This is a genomic window from Mesorhizobium sp. M4B.F.Ca.ET.089.01.1.1 (assembly GCF_004022605.1).
Taxonomy (GTDB): domain Bacteria; phylum Pseudomonadota; class Alphaproteobacteria; order Rhizobiales; family Rhizobiaceae; genus Mesorhizobium; species Mesorhizobium abyssinicae.
The window spans coordinates 1-1,097 of the sequence record NZ_RZOS01000893.1 but is presented as its reverse complement, the minus strand read 5'-3'; the positions used below and the strand labels follow the sequence as shown (position 1 = coordinate 1,097).

Sequence of the window (1,097 nt, the reverse complement as noted above, 5' to 3'; positions counted from 1 at the left end):
TCTGTGTATTGCCTTTCGACGATGAAGCGCCGCTTCCCAAGATCGAGGCACACCAGCGACCGCATCAGCCGGATCTAGACCCGCTCACACCGGCGCATATTCGGATCCTCGAAGAGGTCCGCAAAATGGCAGGCGCCAATAAATGGGGGACGGTTGCCGACTACACACTCGCGCGCGCCATGCGCCGGACTCCCCCGGAAATTTTCGCAACATTGAGGTTGCTCCAGCGCCATGGGCTGGTCGGGCTCGAGCGCGTGCCGGGCAATCGGCCGTTCTGGAGTATCCGGCCGCTCATCAATCCCCGTCTGCTCTACGCGATCGACGGTGAGGATTTCACGGATCGGGTCGAAGAGGCGATCATGCTCGCAGGCAGTGGCCGCCGCGGCGCGCTATACGCCCGTGTGCGCGATGCGTTCGACTGGCTGGGCGCGGAGGGCGAGGACTACTTTAAGCCTGCGCTCGACAGGCTCGAGGCGGAGGCCGCGGTCCAATATGAGATGCGCAACCACCGGCTCTATGTGTCGCGCGTCCGACTGGAGCGCCCAACCGACGGCGCCGACTACCAGTCGCTCACCGAGGATCTCGAGACCGCCGATTATGTGGTCCTCAATTATCTTGAGGATATAGAAGCTCGGAGGATCAATTTCGGTGTATTCGAGGAGTGGCACGCGCCGATCGATCTCGCGCGTGGCCTGGGCGTGTCTCTCGGAGATGTTACGGAATCGCTTAGGCGGCTCAGCCTTCACGGATTGGTGTTGGTCGCGGATGAGGGGCGTATTCGCAGTCGCATGGCCGAAATGGCCCGCGCGGTCCGCTACTCGAAGCAGCGCTTCCGCAAGGACGATGCCGCCGATCGTCCCTATCTCGTCAGAGGGCTTAAGGTCGAACTGCGCAATCGCGAAAAGCCAGCCTACGACACGCCGCTTGCACAGACCGTTGCCGCTGTCGCAGCCGCTCATGGGACGGACAGCGATCCCGCGCGAGCGGTCGGTCTGGTTGCAGCCATGCTGCGCGCGGCCTGGAATGCGCCCGCGCCCAATCTCGCGGGATTCCAGGCGCGAGCGCTGACCGCGATCTTCGATGCCTGGGTCGGTGAG

At 63.4% G+C, this 1,097-nt stretch carries 1 protein-coding gene; it reads left to right on the top strand.

The annotated features are described in order from the left end of the window. A partial coding sequence (locus EN780_RS39225) for a helix-turn-helix domain-containing protein (RefSeq protein ID WP_189557021.1) occupies positions 1–1,097 on the top strand: 1,097 nt, incomplete at both ends.